At 40.3% G+C, this 23,582-nt stretch carries 22 protein-coding genes; 9 read left to right on the top strand and 13 right to left on the bottom strand.

Features of this window, described 5'->3' with window-relative positions; all coding sequences use genetic code 11:
• Positions 1-523: 523 nt before the first annotated feature.
• A complete protein-coding gene (locus tag QNI22_RS13110; protein WP_314511123.1) occupies positions 524-2,341 on the top strand; it encodes a M61 family metallopeptidase in 1,818 nt (605 codons plus the stop codon).
• 272 nt (positions 2,342-2,613) lie between these two features.
• Here QNI22_RS13110 and QNI22_RS13105 read toward each other — a convergent pair whose 3' ends face one another.
• From QNI22_RS13105 to QNI22_RS13080, 6 genes are all read right to left on the bottom strand, one after another.
• Positions 2,614-3,024: a cupin domain-containing protein gene (locus tag QNI22_RS13105; protein ID WP_314511120.1), complete on the bottom strand. Its 411-nt coding sequence runs from the start codon at positions 3,022-3,024 to the stop codon at positions 2,614-2,616.
• 256 nt (positions 3,025-3,280) lie between these two features.
• Complete coding sequence (locus QNI22_RS13100; protein WP_314511119.1) at positions 3,281-3,793, bottom strand: RidA family protein; 513 nt, start codon at positions 3,791-3,793, stop codon at positions 3,281-3,283.
• Between the two features lie 72 nt (positions 3,794-3,865).
• On the bottom strand, positions 3,866-4,846 hold the full coding sequence (locus tag QNI22_RS13095) for an alpha/beta fold hydrolase (RefSeq protein ID WP_314511118.1): 981 nt from the start codon (positions 4,844-4,846) through the stop codon (positions 3,866-3,868).
• A 175-nt stretch (positions 4,847-5,021) separates the two neighbouring features.
• Positions 5,022-5,897 carry an alpha/beta fold hydrolase gene (locus QNI22_RS13090; RefSeq protein WP_314511117.1) on the bottom strand — a complete coding sequence of 292 codons (876 nt, stop codon included), beginning with the start codon at positions 5,895-5,897 and terminating at the stop codon, positions 5,022-5,024.
• A gap of 446 nt (positions 5,898-6,343) precedes the next feature.
• A complete protein-coding gene (locus tag QNI22_RS13085) occupies positions 6,344-6,574 on the bottom strand; it encodes a hypothetical protein (RefSeq protein WP_314511116.1) in 231 nt (76 codons plus the stop codon).
• A 102-nt stretch (positions 6,575-6,676) separates the two neighbouring features.
• A complete protein-coding gene (locus QNI22_RS13080; RefSeq protein ID WP_314511114.1) occupies positions 6,677-7,804 on the bottom strand; it encodes a PAS domain-containing sensor histidine kinase in 1,128 nt (375 codons plus the stop codon).
• A 262-nt stretch (positions 7,805-8,066) separates the two neighbouring features.
• Here QNI22_RS13080 and QNI22_RS13075 point away from each other — a divergent pair, with 262 nt between their 5' ends.
• Positions 8,067-8,387, top strand: coding sequence for a hypothetical protein (locus QNI22_RS13075; protein WP_314511112.1), 321 nt, complete (start codon positions 8,067-8,069; stop codon positions 8,385-8,387).
• 402 nt (positions 8,388-8,789) lie between these two features.
• Positions 8,790-13,187, top strand: a complete 4,398-nt coding sequence (locus QNI22_RS13070) for a PAS domain-containing protein (RefSeq protein WP_314511111.1) — start codon at positions 8,790-8,792, stop codon at positions 13,185-13,187.
• Between the two features lie 70 nt (positions 13,188-13,257).
• On the opposite strand, the gene QNI22_RS13065 is transcribed toward QNI22_RS13070, so the two are convergent.
• The 4 genes from QNI22_RS13065 to QNI22_RS13050 form a co-directional block, all read right to left on the bottom strand.
• Positions 13,258-13,740, bottom strand: a complete 483-nt coding sequence (locus QNI22_RS13065) for a hypothetical protein (RefSeq protein ID WP_314511110.1) — start codon at positions 13,738-13,740, stop codon at positions 13,258-13,260.
• A 310-nt stretch (positions 13,741-14,050) separates the two neighbouring features.
• Positions 14,051-14,353 carry a hypothetical protein gene (locus tag QNI22_RS13060; RefSeq protein WP_313977814.1) on the bottom strand — a complete coding sequence of 101 codons (303 nt, stop codon included), beginning with the start codon at positions 14,351-14,353 and terminating at the stop codon, positions 14,051-14,053.
• Positions 14,354-14,407: 54 nt separating this feature from the next.
• A complete protein-coding gene (locus QNI22_RS13055; protein WP_314511107.1) occupies positions 14,408-14,824 on the bottom strand; it encodes a hypothetical protein in 417 nt (138 codons plus the stop codon).
• 98 nt (positions 14,825-14,922) lie between these two features.
• Positions 14,923-15,114 carry a cold-shock protein gene (locus tag QNI22_RS13050; protein ID WP_314511106.1) on the bottom strand — a complete coding sequence of 64 codons (192 nt, stop codon included), beginning with the start codon at positions 15,112-15,114 and terminating at the stop codon, positions 14,923-14,925.
• A gap of 381 nt (positions 15,115-15,495) precedes the next feature.
• Here QNI22_RS13050 and QNI22_RS13045 point away from each other — a divergent pair, with 381 nt between their 5' ends.
• Positions 15,496-15,948 (top strand): cold-shock protein, encoded by a 453-nt coding sequence (locus QNI22_RS13045; protein WP_314511104.1) that lies wholly within the window; start codon positions 15,496-15,498, stop codon positions 15,946-15,948.
• 44 nt (positions 15,949-15,992) lie between these two features.
• Here the strand turns inward: QNI22_RS13045 and QNI22_RS13040 are convergent, their stop codons facing one another.
• Entirely contained in the window at positions 15,993-17,186 is a 1,194-nt protein-coding gene (locus QNI22_RS13040; RefSeq protein WP_314511102.1) for a 3-oxoacyl-ACP synthase III family protein, read from the bottom strand.
• A gap of 285 nt (positions 17,187-17,471) precedes the next feature.
• Positions 17,472-17,663 carry a cold-shock protein gene (locus tag QNI22_RS13035; RefSeq protein WP_314511100.1) on the bottom strand — a complete coding sequence of 64 codons (192 nt, stop codon included), beginning with the start codon at positions 17,661-17,663 and terminating at the stop codon, positions 17,472-17,474.
• 246 nt (positions 17,664-17,909) lie between these two features.
• Here QNI22_RS13035 and QNI22_RS13030 point away from each other — a divergent pair, with 246 nt between their 5' ends.
• The 3 genes from QNI22_RS13030 to QNI22_RS13020 all read left to right on the top strand — a co-directional run bounded on the left by QNI22_RS13030 (position 17,910) and on the right by QNI22_RS13020 (position 19,818).
• On the top strand, positions 17,910-18,278 hold the full coding sequence (locus tag QNI22_RS13030; protein WP_314511098.1) for a hypothetical protein: 369 nt from the start codon (positions 17,910-17,912) through the stop codon (positions 18,276-18,278).
• Between the two features lie 1,044 nt (positions 18,279-19,322).
• On the top strand, positions 19,323-19,499 hold the full coding sequence (locus tag QNI22_RS13025; protein ID WP_314511097.1) for a hypothetical protein: 177 nt from the start codon (positions 19,323-19,325) through the stop codon (positions 19,497-19,499).
• A 61-nt stretch (positions 19,500-19,560) separates the two neighbouring features.
• Complete coding sequence (locus QNI22_RS13020; protein WP_314511095.1) at positions 19,561-19,818, top strand: hypothetical protein; 258 nt, start codon at positions 19,561-19,563, stop codon at positions 19,816-19,818.
• A gap of 203 nt (positions 19,819-20,021) precedes the next feature.
• Here QNI22_RS13020 and QNI22_RS13015 read toward each other — a convergent pair whose 3' ends face one another.
• Positions 20,022-20,228 carry a hypothetical protein gene (locus QNI22_RS13015; RefSeq protein ID WP_314511094.1) on the bottom strand — a complete coding sequence of 69 codons (207 nt, stop codon included), beginning with the start codon at positions 20,226-20,228 and terminating at the stop codon, positions 20,022-20,024.
• Positions 20,229-20,530: 302 nt separating this feature from the next.
• On the opposite strand from QNI22_RS13015, the gene QNI22_RS13010 reads away from it, so the two are divergent.
• Together QNI22_RS13010 and QNI22_RS13005 are read left to right on the top strand one after the other, a co-directional pair.
• Positions 20,531-22,030 carry an acyl-CoA dehydrogenase family protein gene (locus QNI22_RS13010; protein WP_314511092.1) on the top strand — a complete coding sequence of 500 codons (1,500 nt, stop codon included), beginning with the start codon at positions 20,531-20,533 and terminating at the stop codon, positions 22,028-22,030.
• 172 nt (positions 22,031-22,202) lie between these two features.
• Positions 22,203-23,546: a hypothetical protein gene (locus QNI22_RS13005; protein ID WP_314511090.1), complete on the top strand. Its 1,344-nt coding sequence runs from the start codon at positions 22,203-22,205 to the stop codon at positions 23,544-23,546.
• Positions 23,547-23,582: the final 36 nt, after the last annotated feature.

Raw genomic sequence — 23,582 nt, 5'->3', positions numbered from 1 at the left:
CAAAAAGAATTTTGTTATCCATGTATCCACATCAAAAGCAATACCTTAAAAACATACTGAACTTTTGAAAATCATAAGAGAGAGCAACTGCTATCACTCTCTGCGAAAAACTAGTAAACCTGCACACTTAGCCCTTATTCGGAATGCACTTTATGAGAGTCAGCAAAAAGTATTGATTTGGAAAAAAAACAGTAGACTCCAACAAACTCTGATGGATTCGTATTAAAGTCCGAAAATATCGGAGTTTTTTGGATTTCTCCAATCATTTATTTTAAAAGCATTAATATTTAGTCAATCAATACATCCCTAATACATCCATTTATAGCTTTTTAAAAGAAAACAAAAGTAGATCCTGACTTTAGTAATCTTGGCATTCTGGTTGATTATAGGAGCTAAAGGTTTTTAACATCTTGATTTCTCTTTGATTTTGCTTTCTTATTATTCTACTACATAAAACAGTCTGTTTAGCTTACTATTTATACTAGTTGCTATAGGTTATATAAAGCATTTCTATGATAGCCTTATGAAAAATATTTTTTTGGTTTTACTATTTACCCTTTTTATCTCAAAATTATACCTTGCCTTTGCCGCACCAATACATCCACTTGTGTATGAGGTTAATTTGAATGACAGGGCCGATGACTTATTTAAGGTGACCTTACAGGTAAAAGGGTTAACAAAAGCCAATGCAATTTATCAATTTGCAGTAACGGCTCCGGGCACGTATCAGATTATGGATATGGGGAGATATATTCGTTCATTCCACTCGTTTGATAAAGATGGCCGAGAGTTGAAGGCTGTCCGACTTTCGACCAATCAATGGCAATTGTCACAGCCAGAGAAAGTTCGTCAAATTCAATACACGATAGCAGAAACCTGGGATAAGCCAGTAACAGATCACCAGATATTTACTATGTGTGGCACTTCTTTAGAAGAAGACCATGTGTTGTTAAATGGACAGGCTGTTTTTGGCTTTCCTACAGGAATGCAGACTCTTCCCATCCTTCTGAAACTACACTACCCAAGCGATTGGAACGTTGGAACTGCACTAGAAAAAAATGCAGGGGGGTATTATATGGCCCATAATTATGATCATCTGGCTGATTCTCCCATTTTAGCAGGAAATTTGTCTACAGCTTCTTTAGTAGTTGCAGGTACACAGGTGGATTTGTATGCATATTCACAGACGGGAAAGATTCAAGCTGGTCAATTGCTTCATAGTATGGAGACAATGCTACAGGCTGCCAGACATTTTCTCAGGCAGCTACCCGTTAATCGGTATACCTTTCTGTTCCATTTTGGGGATCAGAACGGTGGTGGTTGGGAGCACAACTATAGTTCAGGCTATGTGATCAAAGAAGAAATGTTTACAAACGCCTTTGCCGAACGGATCACCTATCTGGCAACGCATGAGTTTCTGCATATTGTAACTCCTCTTCATATTCATAGTGAGGTAATTGCCCCCTTTAATTTTGTTATCCCTACACCTTCCCAACATCTGTGGCTTTATGAGGGCGTAACCGAATGGGCTAGTCACATGATGCCATTAAGAGGAGAGATGATAGATCTGGATACATACCTGAACAGATTATCAAAAAAGGTTGAGGTAGACAAAAGCCTGGATACAACCATGAGTCTGAGTAAAATCAGTTTGGCTTGTTATCTTCCTCAAGGCCAGCAACAAAGTTGGAATGTATATAACCGGGGCGCACTGCTGGCTGGGCTACTGGATATACGTCTACTGGAACTCTCCGGAGGCAGAAGAGGGTTACGGGAAGTCATCACCGAACTAATTAAAAAGTATGGACGAGACAAACCTTTTCCGGAAAATGAATTTTTTACCTTACTTGTCGAAATGACCTATCCGGAAATAGCAGATTTTTTAAATCGCTACGTGAGAAATGCAGAACCTCTGCCATTCACAGACTACTATTCGAGGTTAGGGATTTGTTACATTCCAGCGCTGGCTACTGGTAGGAAGACTTCTTTTCTAGGTGTGAAATTTGAGATTGTCGCGGGTAAGTTACTTGTATCCAACCTAAGTAAAGCTTTACAGCAGGCTGGATTACAGGTACAGGATCAGGTAGTTAAGCTAAATAATATTCCATTGGATCTGGCTACACCACAGGGAATAGCGTACTATAACAGTCTAATGGATCAACTAAAAAAACGGATAGCCGGACAGACTTACTATCTGACCATTCGGAGAAATAATAAAGAAGAAACGATTGTCTGTCCGATACTTGAGCAAGAAGAGATTAAAAACTATGTATTTCAGATTAGCTCACATCCTACCCCTGAGCAGCTACATTTACGCAGTATCTGGCTCAAAAATTTATGATCGTTGGCAAAACTCTTATTTGGAGTACTCACACGTATACCTATCAGAAAGTAAGGAGTTTATTTGGCGTTGAGTAATTTTTGATCCGTCTCACAATGCTTTTCCAAGCTGAATTCTATTCCAAAGTAAAGCCATTATATAGTGATATGATCTGACCCATACGACTATATAATGGCTATATACTAACACATATATCCGGATGGATAGGCTAAGCCAGACCTTCAGCGACAGGTTAGAAAGCCCTTTATCCATCATATCACTCTCCTGAACCCTTATTTGACCAGATCCACCAGAGGTTTGCCTTTTTCTACAATATAGGTTGCCAGCTCTGCTCCGTTACCACTACCCACATTCCTGGCCGAATGGATCGTTCCTGCCGGAATAAATAATGTCTCACCAGCCTTCAACTTCACAGGTGGCTTGCCTTCCACCTGATATTCCAATGTACCTTCAAGAACATAGATCATCTCTTCACCGGGATGTTTGTGTCGGGCAAACGATGTTCCCGGAGCAAAGTCGATACGCACCTGAATAGCTTCCCATCCAGGGTGGCTCAGATCATACCGTTGAAGCTCTGTGCGTTTAATGCCAGGTTGCTGTCCCAGAGCTGAATCGCAAATAATCAGTGTAGTTAGTACAGTCAGCACCAGTGTCATAGCCAGGCTATTTTTTATCTTGTTCATTTATGTAATTCGTAAAAGGTTAACGTATAAATTAAAAAAGAATGAAGTACTTTTGAATAGGTATCAAAATAAGATTGCCTTTTTGCTTTTCACAATCAGATTTTATTCAAGGCCGAAATATCTAAGGCTGAGATGGACATTTTGAGGTCTGTATCATACAACAGGAGGAGGTTATATAAAGCTGTTTTGGATATACGTTTACAACGCAAATACCTGCACTAGTACAAGATGTATTATCTTCCTTACTGGAAAGGCCTTATTCTACCTCTACAATCATTTCTACTTCCACTGCCATATTTAAGGGCAAAGCAGCTACACCCAGTGCAGTTCGGGCATGTTTGCCTTTTTCTCCAAAAACCTGTACCAGTAAATCGAAAAAACCATCCATTACTTTTGGATGATCATAGAAACTACCTTCACTGTTGACAAACCCGTTCACTTTGATAATTCTTTTTACCCGACGAAGATCCCCTAACTCATTTTTCAGAACTGCTAGTTGGTTAATTGCCGTTAAGCGGGCAGCCTGATAGCCGCTTTCAATAGAAAGATCTTTCCCCAATTTTCCTTTTATATATTGTCCATTAGTCTGAATCGGCCCTTTACCTGACAAGTAAAGTAAATGATCTACCTTAACCACAGCCACATAACTAGCCAGAGGTGTTTGTAGGGAAGGCAGTTCAATACCTAGTTTCTGCAAATTGGCTTCAGGAGCTTGAGCCAGGCAATGAAGAGGTAACAAGAGTATAAGCCGTAGCAGAATACTTTTCATGATTGGTTGAAAGAAGTTAGTTTAGAAAAACAACAGGTAGGCTTTTGCCTACCTGCTCAAGCATGTGTTTTATTAGTTTTTATGTACAACAGCCTGACTTTCCAGAAACTTAATCAACTCACTGTTAAACTTTTCCCGTTCCTCAATGAATAAGGCATGTCCACTTTTTTCCAAAGGAACCAGTTTTGAATTAGCCAGAAGTTTATGTGTCTGCTCTGCCAGATCATACGAACAAATTTTGTCCTGAGTACCATGCAGAATCAGAGTAGGTACTTTGATCTTTTTTAGATCTGGCCTTAAATCACCATCTCTGAGTGTAGCCAGACATTGTCCCATAGCATAAGCGGATGCTTGCCAGTTAATTCCACCTAACCAGGCTGCCATACCCGAAGAAACAGTTGTTTCATTGGCAGCGAAAATCTTTCCAAAGTTCTCCAGCAGTTGTGGCCGATTGGTATTGTTTAGAGTGATGAGTCCGTTAACATCTTCTTTTGACCAAAGTCCATACGGAAAGTCGTCTCTTTTTGTCCAGACAGGAGCTGCAGCGCCAAATAAAGCCATTTTATCTATGTGGGCAGCATTGTACTTAGCAACATAATGAATCACAGTAGCACCTCCCATGGAAAATCCACCAATAGTGGCATGCTCAACTCCTAGTTTGTCAAGTACCACTTTAATATCATCGGCGAATACATCATAATTATATTTTCCATATGGTTTATCTGACTGCCCAAATCCACGTAATGTAATCCCAATTACCCGGTATCCTTTCTGGATTAACTCGGCATATTGATATTCATACATAGCATCACTTAAAGGCCAGCCATGAATCAGTACAACAGGTTTGCCTTCGCCTAAATCGGTGATGTGGAGTTTTACATTCTTTTCTACTTCTATAAATTCAGCTCGTCCTGCCGAAGCCCGAACAGTCTGAGCATTAGTATTTAAGGAAAGAGCGATAAATACAATCAGAAAAGCTACTTTTTTCACGTTTTTAAAAATGGTTTGGTTTATCATATGGGTTTTGGGTTGAAGATTAACTGGTGTTTTCATTATAAGGACCAGCGTTTTTTATTAAGAGTTTATTTTAATAAGAGTTTAACTTTAAAGTCTGAAAGATGTAACAGACTATATCATTTGGCTATTACTTTTGTGTACTACATAGGTCTATATATGTCTGCGAATAGCAAGTGCCAGCCTATTGAATGAAAGAATACAACCAGGTTTACTACCGGGTTTCCAGGAATGTAATTAGCTCCTGGTTGAATTTCTCCCGTTCTTCGACAAACAATCCATGTCCACTGTTTTCAAACCGGACTAAGTATGCGTTTTCAAAGAGTTGTTGAGCTTGTTCTCCAATGGAAAAAGGTACAATCTTATCCTGTACCCCGTGAAAAATAGCAACAGGTACTTTGATAGCTGATAGCTCAGCACGCTGATCCCCATCCCTGAGTGCAATCAAGCACTGAGTTACTGCATATGGGGAGGCTTCCCATTGAATGGTAACCAGCCACCTGTCCAATCCGGCAGGCAAAGAGGTTTCAGTGGCTGCGAAAATACTGCCAAACGTAGTATATAAAGCGGCTCGGTTTGTCTGGCTTTGTTCAATCATTGCATTTACCTCTTCCTGAGTAAAACCAAAGGGATAGTTCTCTCCGCTTGTCCATTTCGGAGTTGCTGCCCCAAATAGCGCAAGCTTGCGGATGTGTTCACCGTTGTGCCGTACCATATAGCGGGTAGCAATCGCGCCTCCCATAGAGAAACCTCCCAATACAGCGTCCTGAATGCCCAGTTCTTCCAAAGTTACTTTGATATCATCTGCAAAAATGTCAAAGTTATACTGCCCATATGGTTTATCTGATTTGCCGAATCCACGTAATGTAATCCCAATTACCCGGTATCCTTTCTGGATTAACTCGGCATATTGATATTCATACATAGCATCACTTAAAGGCCAGCCATGAATCAGTACAACAGGTTTGCCTTCGCCTAAATCGGTGATGTGGAGTTTTACATTCTTTTCTACTTCTATAAATTCTTTACGACTAGTGGAATCTCTTGATCTGGCCTGAGAAAGAGAGGAAAATTGATGAACGGTTGTCATATTTGAAATGAGTTAAATGAAAGATTCATCAGTTTGCTACCAATGGTTTTTAAAGCCAGCAGCAATTGAATTATAAATCTGAGTAGAAATATTTCTATTTTGGTGCCAGAGCCAGTAGGGTATCTTAAAAAAGCACATGAGGGCTTTTGGAGGCTGCCAGCAAGATCTTCAGGCTTAGATATAAGTAATGCTAGGCAATCATTTCTCTGATATTTTCGGAGAAATCAGAAGTTTCTCCGAAAATATCGGAGACTATGCTATATATGAGGAAAGTTTTCGCTTATCGGATGATGAACCTATTTATGCTAGGCTACCAATACAAAAAAGTCTAGAAATCAATTGCAGTATGCTCTAGGTTTCAAGTGGCAAAAGGTAGATCAGGAATAAGAAATTGACATAGTTTCAATAGCAGCACTAAAAAATCCGGATAGGTACAAGTAGTTCGGCTAGGCTTCAGTTTCAAGTTTTTGTATCTGGAAGTACAACAACGTTTTTTGCATTTCCAGTAAAACTATATACTTTTCCATTGTTTTTATCCACCGATAATGCAAATCGGGTTGGTGTGATTCTGAAAGTGTATTTTCTTTCAATTGATTCAACTGCCTGAGTTCGTTGGCTATCTTTTCATCCAATTCTCCGATTTGCCTTTCTATATCGAGTACAAGTTTTTTTTCCATCGGTCATAGGGCTGTTCTCTCATTAGTAGTTGCTACTCCATTCTGTAAACATCTCTTGCCACTTTTTACGACAACAAGCTACCCTATAGCTATCGTAAAATACTATTTGTGAGAGGCTCCATAGCGTGGAATTTCCACAAAAAACGTAGTTCCTGTATTCTCCTTACTTTCAAACCAGATTTTTCCCTGATGCCACTCCACAATGGTTTTGATAATAGACATACCCAGCCCAACCGTTACTTCCTTTCGCAAGCCAGGTCGGCGTGCTTTGGTAAACTTATCAAACAATGAAGCATGATACTTTTCAGGAATGCCAATTCCATTGTCTTTGAATGTGAGCAGGATAGTATCGGTTTGTTCGTTATCGTCGATAGAGACCGTAATGACCCCATCATCATGGGTAAACTTGATGGCATTGGAAAGTAGGTTATTAATAATCTGCACAAACTTCACTTCGTCAATCACTGCATAAATAGTCGGGTCAGAATGGTTAAAATGAAACGTTTTCTGCATGTATTGCTCAGATCGCTGCATTTCTTCCAGCATCTGTCCCACAATTTCCACCAGATTCACTCGGGTCTTCACCAGATCCACCTCTGCTGATTCCAGAAATTCCTGCTCCATAAAATCCCGGATTATCTTAATACTACGTTTACTAGTCTGGGTAATCAGGTCGATTAACCTGCTAATGTCTTCATTCTTATACGGTTGAATAGCCGTGGCTATAAGCGAAGAGAGCGACTGAATGGTAGCCAGTGGACCTGCCAGATCATGCGAAAGGATTTGCAGAATGGCATTCTTCTTATTGGCATGTCGGGTTTCCAGCTCTGCATAGTGTCGCCTGGCGGTAACATCTTCAGCAGTTCCTCCGATCAGGGTTCTATTGTGCTCATCGGTAATCAACACAGGTTTTACCTGTATCCATTTGGCCGTTTCATCAGATAGCATAATCTGGAACTCAAGATACTTATTCGCATCACCTGTTGGATTATCTTCTCCTGAAAGTAACTTTTGATAGGCCTCTTTCAGATATGATTGGTCATCAGCATCAATAAAAGGAAGTAGATCTGTATACGAAAGGCCTTCAGGAGTCCGGTCAAAAATCTGCTCAAATGCGGGGCTTAGGTAAAGGAATTGCTGTGTGGCTGGTTCAAAAATGAAAACCACCAGATCATTCTGCTCTGCAAGCTGATACAGCGCATTGCCTATTGAGGAATTATGAGACTTCATATACAATCTTTGATTTGTATCCCAGTTCACTTTATTCCAATAGCATACACTATAAGAGTAGAGGACGGGAGTGTTACCTGGCAACATGGCCTTTTCATAATCAGTTCATACCAAATGGTTAAAACTACGCTATTCGGATGTCTAACGCCGCTACCTGCTGTGTAATGACTTGCAAACGGATATAGTCGGGTAAGCAGTCACCTTATACAGTCAGCCAGGGTATGATATTTTACATCAGCATTATAGAGATTTTCCCTGACATATGTTTGAAAACGAAATTGATAAAATAGCAAAACAGTTGCAACTATTTTTGTTAAGTGATACACTTCGTCCTCTTTTTTGTTCTTACCTTCAATACCAGATTGAATACAACTCCATTGTGCAAGGCCAGCAGACTTCTCTGTCTGTAGAAAGGCGTCTGGATATTGAACGGCAACTCCATACTATCAAGCCTATCTTGCAGCATGCACTACTGCAGGTAGATCTGACAGCTGCAAAAAGCAGCGTTATTTCTTCTCTTTCTGATTGGCCGGATCTGCACTTAATCGCACTCTGGCAATTATTCAAAGAGGTAACACCCTAACTATTCACTACCTAACCAAAAAACCGGTTGGAAACCATGCACAAACAAACGGTAGATACTGGCTATGTATGAAACACTCAATTATGAAAATGGGTATTTCACGCATAGCTACATTTTCTTTGCTGGCAGAAAGTACATAGAGCTTATAGAAAAAAATACAAAATTTACCTGACTACAGATATTTTATAACTCTCCCTGAAGGGGGATATAGTTGCAGCCAGCTATCTCTGGCAGGTTTTAAGGCTGCATAGAAATATTTATCCAGTGCAGATACCGCCTGAATCTATAAACCGAAAAGTTATATTCTTTCTCTTACTTACCCAATGAGTAGTTAACGCAATTTATTTACCGGAAAAGAGTTCTTTTGTACAGCGTTAGGATATTACTTTATTTTCAATAAATTTGTATATAATCTTACTGAAATACAGCCCGGTGTATGATTGTCCAGGTATACCGCTCTCCGGTAAACCATCTATTTCGAAAGGTCATTCGGTCTCACAACGCAATCTGTCTCTCCGTCCTTCCTCTCGCTTTGACCGTTCCTTTACTTTTTACTTTTTTATTATGTATTCACAAGCTGGCCTTCCTGAAAGTAATGCGGATTTCACCCGTCTTATACAAGCCGAACAAATTCTCAACACCTTACCTATTGGGTGTTATGAGCTCAATGTGCAAAACCAATTTATCTATATAAATCATCAGGCGGAAGTTTTCTTTTCGCTTACCAAAGAAAAGATGCTGCAAAAAAACATATGGGAGGTATTCCCACAACTGGTACCAACTCCTTGTTTTTCAGCTATTCAAAAAGCCTTAACTCAGAAAGAAATATTTACCTGTGAGTCTGTTTCTCTTCTGAACAGACCACCCGTTACACTGAAGGCAACTCCCAGCGAACAGGGCGTTATCGTTTCTTTTGAAGAAACACAGGAAACAGCATACAAACAATCAAAAACTCGTAGCGGACAACATCGTTTGCAAATAATTCAACGTCTGAGCCGTATTGGGTATTTTGAACATTCTGTTCCAGAGATGTCCTGGTATTGGAGTGAAGAGTTATATCGCATGCATGGGATGGCTCCACAAAGTGAATGGATTACGCAGGAAAAACTTTTATCTCTGATTGATCTTTCACTGATTCACCCACAGGATCAATCACATTTTCGTCAACTGTTGGCGGAGATCCATAAACCTGAATTTGCCGAAATGCAGTACCGTATCCTTCAGCGTAATGGAGAAGAAAGAGTGTTGCACTGGCAAAGCGAACTGGCAACTGCTACGCCCGAAGAAAATATTTATTACTGTGGCATTGTGCAGGATATCACCCAGCAGAAAAGAGCCGAAGCAGAACAAAGTCAGCAATCTAACCTTATCCGGCAGATAGCAGATGCCGTACCCGGTACCGTTAGCATTTATGATCTGGTTACCAAACGTATTGTATACAAAAACCGGAAGCAGTTTACCCGTCTGGGATACTCCGAAGAAGAGCTTGAACAAATGGATAATATGCAATGGGTTAATACCATTGTGCATCCTGACGATGTACCTTTACTCAGACAGTTGTTAGATACAGTGGCTGATTCTGACACAGATAAACTACAATGCCTTGACTACCGCATTCAGCACAAAGATGGGACCCTTGAGTGGCGCAGGATCCGGGCCAAGCCCTTCAAACGGGATCAATCCGGAAAGCCACTCCAATACATCAGCCTGATTCATAATACTACTATCGAAAAAAAGGCACAGCAACACCTACAGGAAAACAAAGATCTGCTCCAGTCTGTCTTTGATTCTTCCAGCAATGGCATCAGTGTGCTAAAGGCAGTACGGAATGCGGAAGATGCCATCATAGACTTTGACTATCTGCTGGTAAACAAAACTATCGAAAACTTTCATAACCGATATGATCTGGCTGGAAAGCCCTACTCAAGCATTCATAAAGGATTTCAACGAACAAAATTTTTTAGTGCACTCAAAAGTGTGGTGGATTCGGGTACACTACAGAAAGTAGAACTCTTTACCCGGCAGCAGCGTATGCATCGCTGGTTTAGTATTACCGCTGTCAGATTTGAAGATGGCGCTGTCGTGTCTTTTGAGGATATTACCGAGCGCAAGCAGGCTGAACAAAAACTAAGAGCACAATACGAACAACTCAGTGAAGCCGAGTCTATTGGACGCATTGGCAGCTTTCAGTACTACACGGCCCATGATAAGGTTATCTGGAGCCAGCAGATGTATGAGATTATGGGGGTGGATCAGGGAGAGGAAATGAATTTTGAGAAAGCGATCTCTTTTTACACAGAAGAAAGCCAGACACAATTGAAACAACTGTCTGCAAAGGCCCTGCAAACCAAACAGGGATTTGAAATGGAGGGTATATTGATCCGTGACAACGACCAGCAACTCAGGCATGTACTGATTCGGGCACAGGTCATGCATAGTCCATTATCTGGTGTCACTGGCCTAAGGGGAGTAGTACAGGATATTACTCAGCAAATACAGAAAGAGCAGGCACTAGCCGAGAGCCGGGATCTGTTGCAATCAGTATTTGATACCAATCTGATGAGTATGTCAGTAATGAAGGCTATTCGGGATGAAGGGGGAAACATCCTCGATTTCCGGATTCAAATGGCAAATAAAGAGCTTAAGCGGGAAACAGGCCGTACAGATCTGGAAGGTAGTTTATATGCACAGGCCTATCCGGGCATTAAACAAACCGGAATTTTTGACCTGATGCTTCGGGTAATGGAGACAGGCAAAGCCGAAGGCATGGAATACTACTATCCGTATGACGGATTTACTAAGTGGTTCTCGTGTATGTTTGTGAAACTAGAGGATGGTGTGGTGGCTACCAATCTGGATATAACCAAACGCAAGCAAGCCGAACAGCGACAGGCTTTTGTACTAAATTTGACTGATGCGTTAAGATCCTTAACAGATACGGCTCAGATTATGGCTACAGTTAGTGAATCTGTTGGATCTCATTTTAAGGTTAGCCGCTGCGGGTACGCCCAGCTTCCGCCACCTTATGACCATTTGGTAGTAGAGCGAGACTGGACCAAGGGTGTGATGCAAAATTTGCAGGGAATAGATCCTCTTTCCGGTTTCGGAGATCAGATCCTAAGAGAGTGCCGTAGTGGGAAAACCATTGTGGTGGAAGATATCTTGGAAGATCTTCGGACTAAGGAAAAGGAAGAAGGAATTAAAGCTCTGGGGAATATTCGCTCCACCCTATCGGTCCAACTGATGAAAAAAGGAATTTGGGTGGCTTCATTCTATATTCAGGATATGGTCAAACGTATCTGGAGACAAGACGAAGTGGACTTGATGGAAGAAATTGCTGAGCTTACCTGGGCAGCCGTAGAAAGAGCAAAAGCAGAAGAAGCATTGCGAGAGTCGCAAAAACGCTTCCAATCGATTGCCAACCTGGTGCCCGACCTGCTTTGGGATAGCGAACCGGATGGCTCAACCAACTGGTATAACCAGCGTTGGCTGGAATATACCGGACAGAGTCTCGAACAGGCTATCGGCTGGGGCTGGACAGATGCCATTCACCCTGACGACAAAGAAGGTTCTGCACAGAGCTATGGTGAGGCAGTTGAAACTGGCAAGCCTTTGCAACAGGAGCACCGGATACGGCGCTACGACGGCGAGTATCGCTGGTTTGTTATCAGTGCGTTGCCACTCAAAGATGAGAACGGCCATGTGTTCAAAATGTACGGTGCCGCTACTGACATTCACGACCGAAAGCAAGCCGAAATTCAGTTTAAAAAACAGCTTACTATTTTGCAGCAATCCGAACAGGTAGCCTCAATAGGAAGCTGGGAATATGAATTAACAACTGAAGAATTTCAATGGTCAGAGGGTATGTATCGTTTGTTTAGCTTGCCACTCAATAGTCACATTAGGCCTGAAGTGTATCTGGACTATGTTAGTGAGCAAGACTATCCGATGGCAGAGAAAGTAGTGGAATACATCCGAAGTGGCAAAGGACCGTTTGAGGAAACATTGCATTTTGTGATCAATCAAAGGCTGGTAGCCCTTAAGGTCAAAGGTGTACTTATGTATGATATATGGGAAAAACCCATAAGGGTAGTAGGGGTGGATCTGGATCTATCAGAGATTAAACGGCTGGAAGAAGAAAACATTAGCATCCGGGTAGAGCAGCAAAATCAGCTACTGCTGGCTATTCTGGAAGCGCAGGAAGAAGAACGCCGGCGTATATCGGAGTCGTTGCACAATGGTGTAGGCCAGATCTTGTATGCAACACAACTGAACCTGAATCTACTTACCCACCTATTAGCACAACCTGAATACCAAAATAGCTCTATACAGGAAGCTCTGAAAAGTACCGAATCTATGTTAACCCAAGGCATAACTGAAACGCGCAGGGTATCGCATGAAATGGTGCCGGTTCTGTTAAAAGAGTATGGATTAAACTATGCGATTGCCGACATTTGCCGACGCTTTCAAAACAGTGGCATTGCTTTTACCTGTCACAGCATAGAAGAACGGTTAAAACCCTATCAGGAAACAGCTATCTTCCGGATTGTACAGGAACTTGTCAACAATATTGTCAGACATTCAAAGGCTACCCGTGCCCGTATCGAAGTAACCAAAGAACAAAACAATATCTATATCGAAGCTCAGGACGATGGCAAGGGAATGGCTGAAAGCCAGACATCTACTGGCATTGGTATGAAGTCGATCCGGGACAGGTTAGCCCTGCTCAGAGGAACGATAGAAATTGAGTCAACACCTGGTAAAGGGACGTTGATTATTATCTGTTTTCCTGTTCATTAATAGTATCATTATCATCGGAAGGTAACCCGGCAAAAAGCTCAGTAGGCCATTGCCACATCCGCTTTGTTGTTCAACTGCTGAGCTTTAGTTTTTTCAACGAAGCAAATGCGTTACTCGTATTTATATCAGGTATTATCTCCAGTTCAAGAATCTGTACATTCGTTAGGTCTACCTGATAAACTTCAAGCTGGTTTGTAGTATGTGGTGGACTAAAGGTATATTGCTGAAGGACAATATTGTGAAAGGACTCTTTTCCAGCAGACAAATAGCGCAGAACAAACTCTTGTGTGCGGGCCTGAACGTTTTCTTCAAAAAGCAGGAAAATCTTGTGAATAGTTTGTGGTGTATCAAATACAATACGAATGGATTGCTTACCAGGCAAAGCAGAACGCCATCCTTTTCCTCCTTCTACTTCCAGAGCCTCTTCAATAGGATACTCCGGTGATTCGGACGAAAACTCTACCTGTGCTAGTGTATTCAGATTCAGCCACTCAAGCTGAGCAGCAGCCTGACTGTCCTGCGATGTATCCAGGATTTGTTTTTTGCGCATCATTTGTTTCCTTTTCTAATTTAAATAACCCAATGCAATAACTCTCTTTAGTAGCTGATGAGATAGATAAGCAATATAGATAAGCTCTTACTAAATGTATCTCTCAGTATAAGGCAATCCGGCATAGCCGTAAAAAGTACGCAACAGGCATAAAGAGAAATGCCTTATCTGTGTATTTAATCTGGGAGAGTAGTGTAGGAAGTGAAATTTCTGGTATGGATGAATAGTCTACAACGCCACTGCCTGAGTATGATACTTTAAGCAAGGCAGGAAGTTCAGCATGGATTATTGCCTGTGTTGAGCAAGAATGTAATTAATTGTCTTTAAAGATTACAAAAGGCCCGTCATTTTTCAGAACGAAAGCCGCGCCTCGTGTCATATCTTCCATCTTTACAATATAAAACAATCCACTATATCTGCCTGTAACTTTGACCCGCATGGATTGACGGGCCTGGAGACATTTACTCATTTTGTCCCAGGTATGGTGATCTTCCACTACTACCCATAAGGTCAGTTTGCGTTCATAAGGTTGCGTGCCCAGATCTGCATGTGTTGTCAGGCCCATATAGGTTTCGCCATCTATGCGTATTGTGGTTTGTTGGGTGAGGGTTTCCATTTTTAGTTGAGATAAAAGGTTGTTGGTATGAGACGTATATTACTGATAGATAGATTACCGAAGGGAAGCAAAAATAGATAGTTCCTGTCCGGTAATAGCAAAAAAGACATTCTGTAACTGATGAAAGTATTCAATGCGATAGTTGACTACAAACACTGGGACTGACGGGGAACTAATAGGCTGAAGCTGCGCATTCAGGTATAAGCACTGGGCGCCCTGCCGTAAAATAAAATAGTGGGTAAGTGACAAATGGCTATGCTTTTCCATGGTAAATCCAAAGTTTTCCAGCAACGGACTTGTCATTGTAATAGGTTGTAAGATCCGATAGGAGGCAATCCTTGATTCAGCTTTAACCGTTGGCGAAACAGAACATTCTTCCGAATATAATTCCAGTACATTAAAAAACTGATTTTCCCATAGCTCCGGAACCAGTACCAGATTGCCAATTCGTAATTCACGGGATACTATCATGAGACACCTGGTTTAATTGGAAGACAGGACACTATTAAAAGCACAAAAGTCTCTTTGGCAGAGACTTTTGTTTAAAGGGATTATATATACCAGATATATTAAACCAACTGAACATTAACCGCATTCAGACCTTTTTTACCTTTTTCTACTTCAAAAGTTACCTGATCATTTTCACTGATTTGGTCAATCAGGCCTGAAACGTGAACAAAAATATCTTCGTTTGAAGAGTTGGATTTAATGAATCCGAACCCTTTCGCTTCATTAAAAAACTTTACTGTACCTTGTTGCATTAAATTATTTTTTTAAGATGTTTTATAAAGGTAGCCCTATTTAATGAGAATAAAAAATATAATCCAATAAATATTTCATAATCAGGTAAATATATTTTATAATCTCTATTCTGGAGCTATGTAAGCTGTTTTGCAGGAAAAAATAATAAAGAGAATTTTTATCAGGAATTTATCGTAACTTGCTCCCCGTTTTACCGGGCTTTTAGCGCTACTCAATCAATACCCTCTGCTTGCGTATCCTCTTTTCTAATCCCTCTAAAATGCAGTATAGCAGGTAGTCCGGAATATACTTTTATAGGGTAAAAAGTTTCTCTGTGCATTCTTATCGTAACAGCGTTTTCAACGCCTGCCTGTTATTTTCTCACCTAAACCCATTATCTTATGGCAAGATCCAGTGAAACATTCAGTAAAAAAGAGAACATAGCTAAAAAGCTAAGGAGAAAAAAAGAAAAAGCGGAAAGAAAGGCTGAGCGAAAAACACACTCCGACAAAGGGAAAGATATGGAGGCAATGTTTGCCTATGTAGATGCAGATGGCTACCTTTCTTCTACACCACCAGATCCCAAACAAAAAAAAGTGATCAAAAATGAAGAGATCAGCATTGGGGTAAGTCGTCAAAGTACTAATCCGCAAGACAATATCCGTACAGGCAAGGTTACTTTCTATAATGAAACCAAAGGGTATGGATTTATCAAAGATTTACAAAGTCAGCAAAGTATCTTTGTCCATGCTAATGGATTGTCACAACCCATCCGGGAAAATGACAAAGTTACCTTCCTGATTGAGAAAAATGAAAAAGGACCTAGCGCCATACGGGTAAAGCTGGCAAGTTAGATCAGTGCTGACACCCACCCACATGCCCTAGCTTATCAGATAAATTAAAACTGATAAACCAGGGCATTGATATTCATACCAGCCCCCACAGAGGCCATAACCACTTTATCTCCAGGCAGAAACTGCTGACCTTCCATATGTCCCTTATAGATCTGGTCAAGTAAAGTAGGTATAGTGGCTACAGATGAATTACCCAAAGTAGCAATGGTCATAGGCATCAGATCTTCCAGAGACGCATGGTCTGGCTGAGGCATTTCATAGAGTTGAAACAACCGTTGCACAATGGCGGTATCCATTTTTTCATTGGCCTGGTGGATCAAAACTTTTCTGATCTGTGAGAGATGGAGTCCTGCTTTGTGCAGGGTGGTTTCAATAACCCTAGGCACATGAGTAATGGCAAACTCGTATAATTTACGTCCATTCATTTTTAGAAAAACATCTTCCTGTCCGGTATAGTCCGGATTATAGGAGTGGTCCATTTGTAAGAGTTGAGCATATTCATGAGCATAGGTTTGTGTTTTATGGCTGATAATACCTGAACCATTACAAGGAGAGGCACTTAAGATAACCGCTCCACTTCCATCCCCAAACAACATCGAATTTCGGTCGTGTGGATCGATTACACGAGACAACGTCTCAGTACCAACCACCAGACAGTGGCGCGCCTCTCCCGATTGAAGGTAATAATGTGCCTGAATCAAGGCCTGTAACCATCCCGGACATCCAAATGCTATATCATAAGCAACACAATCCGGGTTGATAATTGCCAGTTGTTGCTTGATCTGTGAGGCAAGTGAGGGAACCATCCGGCTGCGATTGCTTTGGTAGGTAATATCCCCAAAATTGTGAGCAACAATAATATAATCCAGTGTTTCTTTATCAATACCCGAACTATTAAGGGCATCTGCAGCTGCCAGATAACCTAAATCCGAAGCTTTCTGTTCTGGCTGAGCATACCTGCGCTCACCAATACCTGTGATTTCTTTAAACTTATTGATAACACGGCTATTTTCGTTCTGCAAACTTTTGCCTTCTTTCTCAAAGAAGGTATGGCTGAGAAAATAGTTATTGGCAATCTGGATAGAGGGAATGTAAGAACCTGTCGCTGACAGAGTAGATGAGAAAGCAGAAGTCATGGTATAAGAATGGGTTAATGAGTTTTTATCAAAACTCAGCGTTGTATGGCAGCGGTAAAACGTATATATAGAAGAGATGATGGCATTCAATTTGAGTACCATCTTAGCTAGTATAATAGCAGATGAGAGTAAAGGCTTTTGCTACTCTTTTATAGAGATAAGGGATACTAGATTAGCGACATGATGTCTTATATCAGAAGCGTACGGAGGTAGGATCGTAAGACTGATTAAACAGTTCCTGTGGGTAAACCTGTGTCTTTAAAAACTATAATGAGATACTCTTACTTACAATCCATTAGTGAGCCAAATCTATGAAAATAAATACTAAAAGCACAAAGCCCACTGCAAAGGGGCTTTGTTTAGAGTAAGACTACCTGAATAATACAATTAGGCTAACTGAACATTAATAGCATTTAAACCTTTTTTACCTTTTTGTACTTCAAAAGTTACCTGGTCGCCCTCTTTGATTTTATCAATCAGGCCTGAAACGTGAACAAAAATATCTTCATTGGAAGAGTTGGATTTAATGAATCCAAAGCCTTTTGTTTCATTAAAAAATTTTACTGTACCTTCTTGCATTAAATTAATTTTTAAAGTGACTTTCTAAAGTTAGATAGAGGAATTGAGTATAAAAAGCTTTTGCCTGGAAATATGTGAAATTAGCCATTTATCCCTTATATTCTTTTCAAAAGTGTAAATAAGGAAAGGTTTACATTACAAAAAACAGCAGGTGACTACAAAGAAGTTTTTATGATTGAACGAATTGTCAGGTAATACTATTACCTTTAAGAAGTAGGCGTGCTACATTCACCAAACAGATATAGAATGGGGGGATATGATTCAGTCAGAGAGTTTAAATGTGAACTAGCTTCCCTGCGCACAAAGCTTCTGCTTTGTAGAGGGCAAACCTATGGACAACAAGACCTTGCTTCCATTCAGGTTGGTGAGCACATTCTCAATTGTCTTCAGTATTATGAAAGGCCACAATCTGAGCTTTTCCTGTATCAGCTTCAAATTCATAGTTGTATAGAACAAATCGATGACAATCTGATTTGGGCCAGATGTCAGTTGCTATACATCATCGATTTTGATAGTTCTCCCAATAGCACAAATATGTATCGGAATGATTGCAACGAGGAACTCATTCAATGCAACCGTAAAGTGCTTCTGAACCTGTCTGAGACTATTCTTTGACATCAGATGTAGTATCCTTTGGTTAGTAAGCAGCATATATGTGAATAATATAACAAATCAGTAGACATATGTAATAGTTGCAGCAAACATTCTTTATACCTTTACCTGACGCTGATTAGTGTTTATGGATGAGTAAAGCAGTATGGTACTGATGACAAAAAATAGAAGCTAAGAGAGGGTATGATCATAAGACAATTGGTTGATAGATGTTCAGTATATTTATGTTTATGTGAAAAGGTGCAGTGCAATTTTTAAACGCTAGATATTCTATAATAAAAAATAAAACAGAGCCTGCTACTCATACCTGGTGTATTAGTAAGAATGGTATCCTGTTTATAGAAAATCTTTTTTTAGTTGCACATGCTAACTAGGTTTCCGCAAAACACAGGCAGATTTTCTGTCTGTGTTTTTTTGTATCAACTAAACTCAAACCCGGTAAATCAAAAAGCCTGGTTAAATTAGCCAGGCTTTAAACAGCTTTCATATACATATGTGTCTCTGGTCAACTGCGCACCAGATAACACGGCATTTCATATTCTGAGACTAAATACAAAATACTAGTTCAATCAGGAATTATCTTTGTAGGCTGTTTTCTCTGGAATGCTTTTTCTACTGTATAGTAACCTTTATCAAATTCCTGACTCGTATTCAGCCAAGATACACTTGATGCAGCCATGAATTGATGTAGCCACGACTTTGCCCTAAAGCGTCATTCTATAGTAGCAACAAGACTTATTGTTTTTCACAAAGCTTGCTTCTTTTGCAGGATAAAGTTTTACATATTTTTAAAAAAAGTTATATAAATCACACATTTTATCAACGTATAAATCCTTCTGTAAACGAATACATACCTAATGAAGCGCAGCCCAAAGTTTTAATAAATGCCCATTCCGTGCCTGTAAGCCACAAAATGCTATATGGAGGTAAGCGTAAAGTCGAGGGGAAGTCAATTTGGTTAAAAATATGAAACAGAGCAGAGAAAAATATAGTCAGAACGAATCCGGGATAATACTGTTATAGAGTATACAGATAAACCCTACCCATATGACAATCGAACGCTATATTTCCACACGCATGTCCTGGGCCTTGGTTGATCTGGAGAAACAAGACTTTCAAATGAACCGGCTTGCCTCACAATATGGTGTGACAAAGGAGTATATTGTAAATCTTATTCATCTGACGCTTACTTCACGAAAAAGAGACGACAATCTCCCTGAGTAGAGCGTTTATCATGGCTATACCTTTTCACTAGAGAAGGATTCATTTTTTACCCTCACTAATTATGCAAAATCGCCTCACAACTAAGATGTTGGATTGGGTTCATACACAAATCATTTCCTTGACAAGACAACGAATAGCTGCCATCCAAATCCGGATAGATTTTCTGGAAAATCAACTCAGGGCAGGAAGAAAAGACATACTTACACCTTATCACGGAAAAAAGGCAGAGCAACGTTTGTCGAACATGGAAGAGAAAATCTGTTCTTTAGAAGCTTTGCTAGCCCGTGAGTATTATCTTATAGAAGAATTTGGTGAATAACCCATCCGGTTATGTAGCAATATGCTAACAGATTGCTGAAACTAATTGCCCCTGCCTTTTATAATCAATCCTTTCTTTAGTCTATTAACGCCGCTGGAGCAAAATAGCTTGTCAGCTTGTAGTATAGATGCAATTCTTTGTGTTTGCTTCTATCTTCCATAAACTACCTGTTTGCTCTTACTGCCATTGCTCAATTACATGAGTCATCCCGAATTTGAAGGAATAGATGTTATTGAGAGAATAATAACAAACTTCACAAAGAGAGCAAAGATAACTTCAATCGTGTGTGGGAGTGTAGGTGCGTTGGCAATCTTTTGCTCGCGAGGTTGACCTTTGGCCTGTGGCAGAAGGATCGGGAAAAAGGGTCCTTTTTTGCGGCTGGCACACATCTTGGCCCAATAAATTCTCATTTGTTGTCCTCTTCTGGACAAGCAAAAAATGAAGAGGTGTGTGAAAGAGCAAAGAGAGGGACAATACATAAATGTAGGCAGAGTGATTCTCAAGAATTAGCTAAAGCCCACACTTTCAAAAACATAGGATTGGATTTTATTAAAATCCAAAATATGGGATGACTCATGAGATTACCCAAATAGAGAACTATCTGATACTACTCACTTACCTGCAAGTTGATTTTTTCTTTTTGTAGTTAACCCAGGAAACAATCAGATACTGAGAATAATATTATTAATCAACTTATAAATTTAGCTCATGCATGGACGTAGCAATCAACCACATTGAGTTTGATAGTTTTATAAAAGACTTCAAACTAACTTTACAACAGCTTTTTCGGGGAAAAGAAAGCGATGCTGTTTCCAATAGAGATCTATCGGCAGAGCTGGTGCATACTGTACTGACTGAAAATCCCCTGGCGGTTGCCATTCCAGAGCAATTTGGAGGAAGAGGTGTCATTACAAAAGAGTGTCTGTCACTTCTGGCTGCAGCTTCTTATGAATCGTTGTCTCTTTCGCTAATCTTCGGAATCAATATTGCCCTCTTTCTGCAGCCTGTTACAAAATATGCAAATGAGCAGGTTAAAGAGGAAATCTTTGATCGGTTTCTCCAGCACCAAAATATGGGAGGACTTATGATTACCGAACCTGCCTATGGCAGTGATGCCTTAAATATGAAAACCCGCTATACAGAGCGGGAGGAAGGATACCATATTACAGGAACCAAACATTGGCAGGGACTAACAGGCCTGGCCAACTATTGGCTGATTGCCTGCAAGAAAGAAACACAAACAGGTGATTTGGGCAGAGATATTGACTTTTTTATTTGTGATACTACTCAGCCCAAGCAGCATATCCGCGTAAAAGAATATTATGACAATCTGGGACTTTCTCTCATTCCATATGGCCTCAATATATTAGACCTACAAGTGCCTTCAAATTATAGGTTACAGCCTCAGTCTACAGGCATACAGATGATGCTGGACATTCTGCATCGCAGCCGGATGCAGTTTCCTGGTATGGCGATGGGATTTATACAACGGATGCTGGATGAAGCCACCAGCCATTGCACTACCCGCAAAGTAGGAGCAGGTAGCCTTCTCTTAATGGATCAGATTCAGTTTCAGATCGGGCGGATTCAATCGGCATATACATTATGTTCTGCTATGTGTGTACGAAGCAGCCGCATCAGTGGGATAGATCAGGATCTGGCATCCGAAGGCCTGGAAGCGAACAGTATCAAAACAGTAGTTACGGATTTGATGCAGGAGTCTGCTCAGGTGCTGGTTCAGCTTTCAGGGGCAAGGGGATATCGTACCAGTCATATTGGCGGAAGTGGCATTATTGACAGCCGTGCCTTTCAGATTTTTGAAGGAGCTAACGAGATGTTGTATTCACAGATCGGAGAAAGTATTATCCGAATGATGAAAAAGCAAAAACAAGAGAATTTATTTGACTTTCTGAAAGACTTCCCACCAACAGCTATTGCCTGTCTATATTTCAAAAAAGAATTAAGCTTTCAGATCCATTGTACCTTATCACAACGGAAACAGGTAGAGCTTGGCAAGATTCTGGCCAGAATTATCTGCATGGGATATGTAATTGATCTGGGTGAGGATGGATTCAGAAAAGAACTGGCAGAGAATTGCTTATGTATGGTACAACAGGAAGTATCGGCTTTGTTTTGCTCTTTTCGGTTTGAAAATAAAGTAAAAGCCGTTGAGGAATATTCAGATGAAAGTTCCTGGATGAATTTTGTGTAAGGAAAATGGATGAGTACCACTTTTACATTCTCGCCAAGCCTTTGATAATCTGAAAGTTTCAGCAGATTGTTAAAGGTTAGGTACATTTTTTTTTAGAGTTCTCAACGTATAGGCAGGTATAGCAGTGAGAAGGATAGTATAGTCAAAATAGTATAGTCAAAGTGGATAAGGTATGGTGATAGAAAAAAAGACAGTTAAGCAAGATGCTTCTCCGAAGACAACTTCAGAGAAGGCGATTCCTTTGCAGGAAACTTCAAAGGATTTCTGGTTGCGGTTGGATAATGCGGCTAAGATTTATCCAGCTATTCAAAGCAGAGAGCTAACGACTGTCTTTCGTCTATCAGCAGTTCTGAAAGAGAGAGTGAAAATCAAGCCGTTTCTAGAGGCTGTACAGCGTCTGGAAGAACGGTTTCCCTATTATAAGATGAAGCCTAAAAAAGGGTTTTTCTGGTATTATCTTCAATACTATAATGAGAAGATGACTGTCAGACCGGATTTGGGACTGCTCTGTCGTTCGTTTGAAAAGAATGAGCTTATTTTCCGTATTCTGCTCAAAGAAAATAAAGTTAGTGTTGAGTTTTCGCACATTCTTACAGACGGAAAAGGAGCATTTGAGTTTTTAAAATCACTCTTGCTGACCTATTTTGAGGTATGCTGTCTGATTGATACAGATGAGCTGTCCTATTTGAAACCTGGAGAGACTCCATCTGCGGAAGAATTTGAAGATGCCTTTTCTACTCATTTCCAGGAACGTTTACCCTTCCCACTAAAGATTCCTACAGCTTTCCATTTACCGTTTTCACTTAAACCTCCGCCCCGATTTGAAGTACTCTCTTTTTCTATTCCTGCAAAGGAAATAATAGCTATTGTCCGAAAATATAATGTAACTCTTACTGTTTATCTGGTTGGAGTCTATTTGTCTGCGCTTCAAACCATCTATAATCGACTTTCACCAACTAAAAAACGCAGAAGCAGAAAGGTTTTCCGTATACAGGTACCGATTAATCTACGAAAGCTTTACCACTCAAAAACAATGAGGAACTTTTCTCTGTTTGTGACTCCGGAGATTGATTTACGTCTGGGGAAATATACATTCGAAGAGATTCTGAAAACGGTTCATCATCTGATGCAGCTGGAAACAGATGTAAAGCTGATCAATAAAATTATTTCAAGAAATGTAGGAGCAGAGCGAAATGTATTGCTGAAGAATACACCTCTTTTTATCAAGTCGCTCATCTTATATTTTACCTATAGCATTGAAGGAACCCGCAAATACAGCGGGGTGATAACGAATCTGGGAAAGGTATCGTTTAGTCCGCAGGCTGATCGGCTTATTGAGTATTTTCAGTTTATTCCTCCGCCACCCAACAAAGTGCTGAAAGTAAATTGTGGCGTTATTGGATTCGAAGATAAACTGATACTCAGTTTTGGCAATATCACAACTTCTCATCAGCTGGAACGAGAGTTTGTTTCCATACTCATAGGAGAGGGTATCCCCGTAAAAGTCATTAGCTAGGATCTATCAGAAAAGTATGAGGGTGATTGAGTGAAG

This window comes from Xanthocytophaga agilis, from assembly GCF_030068605.1.
GTDB lineage: Bacteria > Bacteroidota > Bacteroidia > Cytophagales > 172606-1 > Xanthocytophaga > Xanthocytophaga agilis.
Note: the sequence above shows the minus strand (reverse complement) of the source record. Positions and strands in the feature narration are given on the sequence as shown.